The sequence below is a fragment of the Elioraea sp. genome, from assembly GCF_051860475.1.
Classification (GTDB): Bacteria; Pseudomonadota; Alphaproteobacteria; order Acetobacterales; family Acetobacteraceae; genus Elioraea.
In genome coordinates, this window is record NZ_JBHYDW010000163.1 from 1 (window position 1) to 8,694 (window position 8,694).

An 8,694-nucleotide genomic window follows, 5' to 3' on the forward strand; every position below is an offset into this window, starting at 1 on the left:
ACCGAGGAACCGCTCGAGCCCCAGGTTGCTCATCTGGGTCGCGACCACGGCGCCGCCGGCAAGCGTCCCGCCGCGCGCCCAGGCGTCGGGGATCAGCGCGAGCAGCTGATCGCCGTCCACCAGCGTGCCGCGCTCGTCGGCCAGGATCAGACGGTCTGCATCGCCGTCGAGCGCGATGCCGAGATCTGCGCCCTGCGCCACCACCTGGGTGCGCATGTGCTCGGGCACGGTGGAGCCGCAGTCGCGATTGATGTTGAACCCGTCGGGCTTCACCGCGAGCGGAATGACGGTCGCGCCGAGCTCGGACAGGATCAGCGGCGCCACCCTGTAGGCGGCACCGTTGGCGCAATCGACCACGATCCGCAGGCCATCGAGCCGGAGCCCGCGCGGGAAGGTCGCCTTCGCTGCCTCGATGTATCGGCCGGCCGCATCGTCGAGCCGCTGCGCCCGGCCGAGATCGGACGGATCAGCGAGGGAGTCCGCGAGCGATGCATCCTCCATCAGCCGCTCGATCTCGGCCTCGGTGGTGTCGGAGAGCTTCCAGCCGTCGGGCCCGAACAGCTTGATGCCGTTGTCCTCGAAGCTGTTGTGGCTGGCCGAGATCATCACGCCGAGATCGGCGCGCAGGCTGCGCGTCAGCATCGCGATCGCCGGTGTCGGCAGCGGGCCGACAAGCATCACGTCCATGCCCATCGAGATGAAGCCCGCGGTGAGCGCCGGCTCGACCATGTAACCCGACAGACGGGTGTCCTTGCCGATCACCACGCGGTGGCGATGGTCGGGACCGGCGCGGCGGAACACGACCGCCGCCGCCTGGCCCAGCAGCAGGGCCGTGCCCGCCTGCATGGGCGGGGTGTTGGCGCGGCCGCGCACGCCGTCCGTGCCGAACAGCCGCCGCGTGATCCCCTTGCCGCGATCCATCGCCGCCTCCTTCGCACTTACCGCCCGGCGATCGCACGCCAGACCAGAAGCGCCTGCACCGTCTCGGCCACGTCATGCACCCGCAGGATTGAGGCTCCGTTTATCGCCGCCCAGAGCGCGGCCGCCAAGCTCCCTGGCATGCGCCGCTTCGGCTCCGCCGCGCCACCGTAGTGACCGATGAACCGCTTGCGCGACGCGCCGACCAGCACCGGCAGGCCGAAGCCCCGAAACACCCCAAGCCGCCGGAGGAGGTCGAGATTCTGCGCCCCGGTCTTGGCGAAGCCGATCCCCGGATCGACGATGATGCGGCCGCGCGCGATCCCGGCCGCCTCCGCGCGCGCGACCCGCTCGGCGAGCTCGTCGTACACGTCGAGCACGACATCGTCATACCCGGCATGCGCATGCATGGTCGCCGGGGTGCCCCGCATGTGCATCAGCACCACCGGGCAGCCGGCGTCCGCGACCACGGAGGTGGCCGCGGGATCGTGGACGAGGCCGCTCACGTCGTTCACGATGCGCGCGCCGGCCGCAAGGGCGGCCTGCATGGTCGCCGCGTTGCGCGTATCGACCGAGACCGGGGCGAGGCGTCCCAGCGCGGCCACGACCGGCACGATCCGGGCGATCTCCTCGGCAGGCGGGATCCTGCTGGCGCCCGGGCGGGTGCTTTCGCCACCGATGTCGAGGATGTCCGCCCCGGCCGCCAGCATGGCCTCACCCGCAGCAACCGCGTCCTCGGGACGCAGCCGGTCGCCGCCGTCGGAGAAGCTGTCGGGGGTGACGTTGATCACGCCCATCACGAGGGGGCGGTCATCCGGCAGCCCGGGCAGGATCGGCGACGGCCGTCGCGCCGCGACAGCAGCGAGATCCGCCCAGGCATCGGGGAGTTCGGTCACCACGCGGTCGAGCACCGGCACCCCACCATTGCGCTCGATCAGCCGAAACCGTCCGCCCGGCAGCGTCTCGACATACCGCCGGGCCAAGGCGGGTCAGGCGTTGGGCTGCGGCTGCGGCCCAAGCGCGCCGGGCGCGCCGCCCGACTTGGGAATACGCCCGGAGGTCGGTACCGAGGCGCGTCGCTGATCCGGCTGCACCGTCTCGTCCGGTGCCTTGCGCACGATCTCCTCGCCGGCGAGCAGCGCCTTGATCTCCTCGCCCGAGAGCGTCTCGTACTCGAGCAAACCCTGGGCGAGGGTGTCGAGATCCTCGCGCCGCTCCGTCAGGATGCGCTTCGCGGTGGTGTAGGCCTCGTCGATGATGCGCTTGATCTCGGCGTCGATCTCGCGCGCCGTCACCTCGGAGACGTTCTTGGACTGGGTGACCGAGTGGCCGAGGAACACCTCCTGGCTGTTGTCACCATAGGCGATCATCCCGAGCTTGTCGGACATGCCCCACTCGGTGACCATCCGGCGCGCCTGGTCGGTCGCCATCTTGATGTCGCCGGCGGCGCCGTTGGAGACGCGGTCGGGGCCGAACACCAGCTCCTCGGCGGCGCGCCCGCCCATCGCCATGGCGAGTTCCTGCAGCAGCTTGGACTTGTGCTTGGAGTAGCGGTCGCCCTCCGGCAGCGACATCACCAGGCCGAGCGCGCGGCCGCGCGGGATGATGGTCGCCTTGTGCACGGGATCGCATTCGGGGAGGGTCAGCGCGGTGAGCGCGTGGCCCGCCTCATGATAGGCGGTCATGCGCTTCTCCTCCTCGCTCATCACGAGGCTGCGGCGCTCGGCCCCCATCAGGACCTTGTCCTTGGCGGACTCGAACTCGGACATGCCGACCACGCGCTTGCCGTTGCGCGCGGCCAGCAGCGCCGCCTCGTTGACGAGGTTGGCGAGATCGGCTCCCGAGAAGCCCGGCGTGCCGCGCGCCAGCACCTTGGGATCGACATCGGCCGCCAGTGGCACCTTGCGCATGTGCACGCGCAGGATCTTCTCGCGCCCGCTCACGTCAGGATTGGGCACCACCACCTGGCGGTCGAACCGGCCAGGACGCAGCAGTGCCGGGTCGAGCACGTCCGGGCGGTTGGTCGCGGCGATCAGGATCACGCCCTCATTCGATTCGAAGCCGTCCATCTCGACCAGCAGTTGGTTCAGCGTCTGCTCGCGCTCGTCGTTGCCGCCGCCGAGGCCCGCGCCGCGGTGACGCCCGACCGCGTCGATCTCGTCGATGAAGATGATGCAGGGCGCGTTCTTCTTGCCCTGCTCGAACATGTCGCGCACGCGCGACGCACCGACGCCGACGAACATCTCGACGAAGTCGGAGCCCGAGATGGTGAAGAACGGCACGTTCGCCTCGCCGGCGATCGCGCGCGCGAGCAGCGTCTTGCCGGTGCCGGGCGGACCCACCAGCAGCACGCCCTTGGGGATCTTGCCGCCCAGGCGCTGGAACTTCTGCGGGTCGCGCAGGAAGTCGACGATTTCCTGGAGTTCGCCCTTGGCCTCGTCGATCCCGGCGACGTCGTCGAAGGTCACGCGGCCCTGCTTCTCGGTCAGCAGCTTCGCGCGCGACTTGCCGAAGCCCATGGCGCGCCCGCCGCCCGACTGCATCTGGCGCATGAAGAAGATCCAGACGCCGATCAGCAACAGCATCGGGAACCAGGACAGCAGGTAGTGGAAGATCGGGTTGACCTCGCTCTCCTCGGGCTTGGCGACCACGCGCACGCCACGCTCGGTCAGCCGCTGCACCACGCCCGAGCCGTCCGGCAGGTAGGTCTGGAAGGTGCGGCCGTCGGTCAGCTGGCCGGTGACGATCCGGCCCTGGATCGTCACGTCGCGCACCTGGCCGTTGTTCACCTCGTTCAGGAAGTCGCTGTAGGCGACCTGGGTCGCCATCGTGCGCTGGCTGGACGGCTGGAACAGATTGAACAGCGCGACCAGCAGGAGCGCGATGATCACCCAGAGGGCGAGGTTGCGGCCGAAGTTGCTCACGCGGGCATTATCCTCTCAGCGGCGCGCCAAGTCGCGCCCCGTGACTGCAAGATGGGATGGCGCCGCCCGGCGCCAATGCCGAACCTCCGGGCACACGAAGCATTGCGGACGCGGAAACCGGCTGCGGGGGCCTGAAGGCCGCGCGCATGGCCCCTCCAGTTCTGGCGGAATGATACCCGATCGCGGGCACGGCGACCAGCGTCGCGCCGTCCCGCAGCGCCGGCAGGGTCGCGAGCACGACGCGGGGCAATCCCCGCGCCTGCCGATCGGCTCGGGCGAGCGCGGCCGCCGCCGCGCCAACCGGGCCGACCGTCAGCCCTGCAGGTGCCTCGACCTGCCAGCGCCCGTCCCAGCAGAGGCGCCCGTCCGACGGCACGGTGGCCGCGGCCGCGACGGCGGCCGGCTCGCGGCAGACCAGCCAGCCGCCGCGGCCGGGCCGGAGCAGGCAGCCCGCGGCCGAACCCGCCCGGCCTGCGCGCAGCCGTGCCAGCAGGCCCACGACCCGCGCCGCGCGCACCGGCTGGGCGTGGCCGCCGACCGCGCGCAACACGGCCGCCAGCGCGGCCGCAGCGGCGGTGTCGGCGGCGGCGGCAAGACGGCCGGCATCGATGCGCGCGCAGCCCTGCGGCAGCAGCACAACCGCCTCGGCGAGCAGGCGGTCTCGAAGTTCCGCCGCCGCCGCGCGCGCCACCGCAGCGGCCAAGGCCACCCCGGCGAGGGCGCGCACACCGACGCCCTCCCCGGTCTGGTCCGCCAGCGCCGCGCGCAGCCGCGCGCGCACCGAGCCGGCCGCGTTCGACGGGTCCTCGATCCAGGGCTGACCCGCCGCCCGCAGCACGTCTCGCAGCGCGCCGGCGCCGAGGCCGAGCAGCGGCCGCACCAGCCGCACGCGGCCCGCCGCGCGCGACGGCGCCATCGCCGCGAGCCCGGCCGCATGCGAGCCGCGCAGCGCCCGCACCAGCACCGTCTCGGCCTGATCGCCACGATGATGCGCGAGCAGCAGGTGGAGGCACCCCGCCTCGGCGGCCGCATCGGCCAGTACGGCGAGGCGTTCGGCGCGCAGCGTCTCGGCCGGGCGCGGACCTGCTGGCGGCAACGCCAGGCGGCGCACCGCGATGCCGCGCGCGGCGAGCCACGACGCGGCGAGCGCGGCTTCGGTCGCGGCGGCCGGCCGCACACCATGGTCGAGCACCAGCGCGAGCACGCGCCCGCCGCGCGCCGCAGCCCACGTGTCGGCCAACTGGGCCAAGGCCAGACTGTCCGGCCCGCCCGAGACGCCGACCGCCAGGGCGGGCCGCGGCTCGAACGGGCCGCAGGCCTCCAGCGCTTCGGCGAACGCGGTCAGCAGCCGTTCCGTGACCGTTCGCGCTCCATCGCCTCGCGCACATCGGCACGCATGTCGGTATGGAAGTCGGAGGCGAGCTGGCGGAACACCTCGCAGGCCGAAGCACGCTCGTTGATCGCGCCGAGCGAGCGGCCGAGGCCGAGCAGGATGTCCTGCCGGCGCGAGCGGTCGGCGACGCGGCTGCGCGCATCGTCATAGGCGAGTGCCGCCTGCATGTGCTCGCCCCGGCCCGACAGGGCCTGGGCGCGGATGTGATAGGCCTCGCCGACGCGCGGGTCGCGCGGGTAGCTGGCGATGAAGGCCTGCGCCTCGCGCTCGGCCGTGCCCCAATCGCGCCGCTGCAAGGCAGCCTGGGCGGCGGTGAGGATCTGCGCCTGGGTGCGCGCCGCGGGGGCCTGGGCGGGCGCGGCGGGCGGGCGCGGCAGGGCGGCCTGCGGCTGGGCCGGCGGCTGGGCAGGCGGCTGAGCCGGCCGCTGCGCCGGCGCGGCGGCCTGGGGCGCGGGCCGGCGCGGGGTGCCGCTCTCCAGCTCCTGGAGGCGGAAATCGGCATCCGCCTGGTTCTTCTCGACCGTCGCCTGGAGCTCGCGCAGCGCGTTCTGCGTCTCGTCGCTGCGCCCGCGCAGCAGCCGGACCTCGGTCTCGAGCGCGGCCACGCGCTCCAGCAGCCGGCTGAGCAGCTCCTGCTGGCCCTCGGCGACCGTGCCGGGACGAGGGGCCACCGGCACCGGCGCGCCGAGCGCCGAGCCGCCGCGCGCCTGCAGCGCCTGGAGATCGCGCCGCAATTCCAGGATCTGGTTCTGCAGCGCGATGCCCTCGCGGCTCTCGATCTGGCCGAGCGCCGGGCCGGCGAACAGCACGAGAAGCGGGATCAGCCTGAGCGTGCGCATGGATCGCTGGACCTTCCTTCCGACAAGCGGCCTCGCCTCGCCGCTTACGGCGCGCGGCACGCCGCCGCAAGCGACGCACGCGCGAGCACCCTGGCCCTTGAACGCCAAGGGGCGGCGCGGGTTGCCGCGCCGCCCCGTCCCCGAGCCCGGAGCCGCGTCAGCGGACCGAGGTGATGGCGACGCGGTTCTGGGCCCACGCCTCCTCGTTCGAGCCGAGCGCGATCGGGCGGTCCTTGCCGAAGCTGATCGTGCTGATCCGCGCCGGCGCCACGCCGAGCGCGACCAGCGTGTCGCGCGCCGAGTCGGCGCGGCGCTGGCCGAGGGCGAGGTTGTATTCGCGCGTGCCGCGCTCGTCGGCATGCCCGGCGATCTGGACGTTCACCGCGCCGTGCTGACCGAGCCAGGCGGCCTGGCGCTCAAGCGTCGGCCGCTGGTCGCCGCGGATGTTGAACCGGTCGAAGTCGAAGAACACCCGGTCGCCGATATTGGCGACCAGGTCCTCCTGCGACCCGGCGCGCGGGCCGGTCGCCTGGCCGGCGCCGGTCGCCGCGCCGGTCTGATCGGGCGTGGACTCGCAGGCGACAACGAAGGCCAGCGCTGCGACGGGGGCCAGCAGCTTCAGTTTCATGAGAGGCGTACCTTCTCCATGGGGGATATGCGGTCCTGCGCGCTACCCGACACCGGACAAGACCGGACGTCGGCGATAGCGTGCCTGTTCGTGTCGGGTCAAGCTCCGGCGGGATTGTGGCGGTTCAGGGGATCAATGGTGACCATGCAGGATCGGACGCGTCCGTTGGGGTGGCGAGCGCCCGCTCGTTGAAGCCGGTGATGTCGATCGAGGCGAGCCGAGCGGAATACCCGCCGCCGCGGGCGTCGCGCGCCGGGGTCTCGCGGAAGAATGCCAGCACACGGCCATTCGGCGCGAAGGTCGGGCCCTCCATCTGGTAGCCTTCCGACAGGATCCGCTCGCCCGAGCCGTCGGGACGCATCACCCCGATCGCGAAGGTGCCACCGGCGATCCGCGTGAAGGCGATCAGGTCGCCGCGCGGCGACCACACCGGCGTGGCGTAGCGGCCGTTGCCGAAGCTGATGCGCCGCACATTCGAGCCATCGGCATTCATCACGTAGAGTTGCTGGTTACCACCGCGGTCGCTGTTGAAGACGATCTGCTGGCTGTCGGGCGAGAAGCACGGCGACACGTCGAGCGAGCCCGTGCTGGTGAGCTGGCGCTCGCGCCGGGTGCGCAGATCGACCAGGTAGATGTTCGCGTTGCCGCCGCGGATCGCCGAGAGCAGCACCGCGTTGCCGTCCGGGCTGAAGCGCGGGCTGAGCGTCATGCCGGGGAAGTTGCCGAGCAGGCTCTGCCGGCCGCTGTCCACCTCGAGCAGATAGACGCGCGGCTCGTTGCGGAAGAACGACATGAATGCGACCTGGTTCACGTTCGGGTGGAAGCGCGGGGTCAGCGCCAGCCACTGCCCGTCGGTCAGGAAGCGGTGGTTCTCGCCGTCCTGATCCATCACTGCGAGCCGCTTGATGCGCCGGTCGCGCGGGCCGCTCTCGGCGACGAACACGATCCGGGTGTCGAAATACCCCTTCTCGCCGAGCAGCCGCTCATAGATCGCGTCCGAGCAGATATGGGCGATGCGACGCCAGTTCGGCACATTGGTGGTGAAGGCCGTGCCCTGGAGCTGATTGCCCGGCAGCACGTCCCAGAGCCGGAACTCGACGCGCAGCCGGTCGCCCTGCTGGTCCACCTTGCCCGTGACCAGGGCCTGGGCACCGATCGCGCGCCAGTCGGCGAAGCGCGGCGTGGCGTCGGGCGCCTCCTGGAGGAAGGCGCGCCGGTCGATCGGCCGGAACAGGCCGCTGCGCGCGAGATTCGCCGTGATCACCTGGGCGATCTGCACCCCGTAGGGCTGGGCGCCGGCGAAATCGGGAATCGCGATCGGCATCGGGTCGGTGCGCGCGCGGGTGATGTCGATCACCGGACCCTGGGCGCGGCCGGTGCCGGGCAGGCCGAAGGCAGCCACGGCAGCAAGTCCGGCCAGCAGGCCGCGCCGGCCAAAGGCGAGCGCCTCCAGCGCCTGATACTGGCGATCGGTCAGCAGTCGGTCGGTCATCGGGACCTCTCGCATCTCGGCCGCGGCTGCGGCCGAAGGTTGCATAGCGCAGGGGACCAACGCGGTCGATGGACGCCCGGTTGCAGCCGCGTGAGGCCGCGGCGGCTCAGCGCACGAGTCCGCGCGCGTTGAAGCGGAACACCGCGGTCTCGACCGTCGGGCGCTTCTCGGGCGGGATCGGCAGCGGGTTGCAGCGCGGGCTGAGCAGGGCGCGCTGCGCCGTCTCATACACCGTGCGCCAGCGAGGATCGCCGGTATTGGTGGCGCCCGTCGGCCGGACCTGCACCACCGAGCCGTCGGGCCGCAGCCGCACCTGGAGCTCGACCACGATCTCCTCGAGCCCCCGCATCCCGGCATCGACGCTCCAGCAGCCCTCGATCAGTTCGCGCAGTCCGTCGATCTCGCCGCGGGTGAGGCCGGGCGTGGGCGCGGTGCCGCCAGGCGCGCCGGGGGTGGGCGGGCGGCCGCCCTGCGGCTGGCGGGGGCGCGGCGGCTCCTGC

8 protein-coding genes are annotated in these 8,694 nt (G+C 72.5%); all 8 read right to left on the bottom strand.

Features of this window, described 5'->3' with window-relative positions; genetic code table 11:
- The coding region (locus ACTIFU_RS20390; RefSeq protein ID WP_439580155.1) for a phosphoglucosamine mutase at positions 1-921 on the bottom strand (921 nt) is incomplete at its 3' end.
- 17 nt (positions 922-938) lie between these two features.
- Positions 939-1,901, bottom strand: a complete 963-nt coding sequence (folP, locus tag ACTIFU_RS20395; protein ID WP_439580156.1) for a dihydropteroate synthase — start codon at positions 1,899-1,901, stop codon at positions 939-941.
- 6 nt (positions 1,902-1,907) lie between these two features.
- On the bottom strand, positions 1,908-3,842 hold the full coding sequence (ftsH, locus tag ACTIFU_RS20400) for an ATP-dependent zinc metalloprotease FtsH (protein WP_439580157.1): 1,935 nt from the start codon (positions 3,840-3,842) through the stop codon (positions 1,908-1,910).
- A gap of 7 nt (positions 3,843-3,849) precedes the next feature.
- Positions 3,850-5,283 (bottom strand): tRNA lysidine(34) synthetase TilS, encoded by a 1,434-nt coding sequence (gene tilS, locus ACTIFU_RS20405; protein WP_439580162.1) that lies wholly within the window; start codon positions 5,281-5,283, stop codon positions 3,850-3,852.
- Positions 5,184-6,074 (bottom strand): tetratricopeptide repeat protein, encoded by an 891-nt coding sequence (locus ACTIFU_RS20410; RefSeq protein ID WP_439580158.1) that lies wholly within the window; start codon positions 6,072-6,074, stop codon positions 5,184-5,186. The genes tilS and ACTIFU_RS20410 overlap by 100 nt, the downstream gene beginning before the upstream one ends.
- Before the next feature lie 157 nt (positions 6,075-6,231).
- Positions 6,232-6,702 (bottom strand): peptidoglycan-associated lipoprotein Pal, encoded by a 471-nt coding sequence (gene pal / locus ACTIFU_RS20415; protein ID WP_439580159.1) that lies wholly within the window; start codon positions 6,700-6,702, stop codon positions 6,232-6,234.
- 124 nt (positions 6,703-6,826) lie between these two features.
- Positions 6,827-8,194, bottom strand: coding sequence for a Tol-Pal system beta propeller repeat protein TolB (gene tolB, locus ACTIFU_RS20420; RefSeq protein ID WP_439580160.1), 1,368 nt, complete (start codon positions 8,192-8,194; stop codon positions 6,827-6,829).
- Between the two features lie 106 nt (positions 8,195-8,300).
- Positions 8,301-8,694 (bottom strand): cell envelope integrity protein TolA (locus ACTIFU_RS20425; RefSeq protein ID WP_439580161.1); only part of this gene is annotated, 394 nt, incomplete at its 5' end.

Coding starts and splice junctions, on each gene's coding strand:
- ACTIFU_RS20410 (WP_439580158.1), bottom strand. CDS start 6,074: ATGCGCACGCTCAGGCTGATCCCGCTTCTCGTGCTGTTCGCCGGCCCG.
- pal (WP_439580159.1), bottom strand. CDS start 6,702: ATGAAACTGAAGCTGCTGGCCCCCGTCGCAGCGCTGGCCTTCGTTGTC.
- tolB (WP_439580160.1), bottom strand. CDS start 8,194: ATGACCGACCGACTGCTGACCGATCGCCAGTATCAGGCGCTGGAGGCG.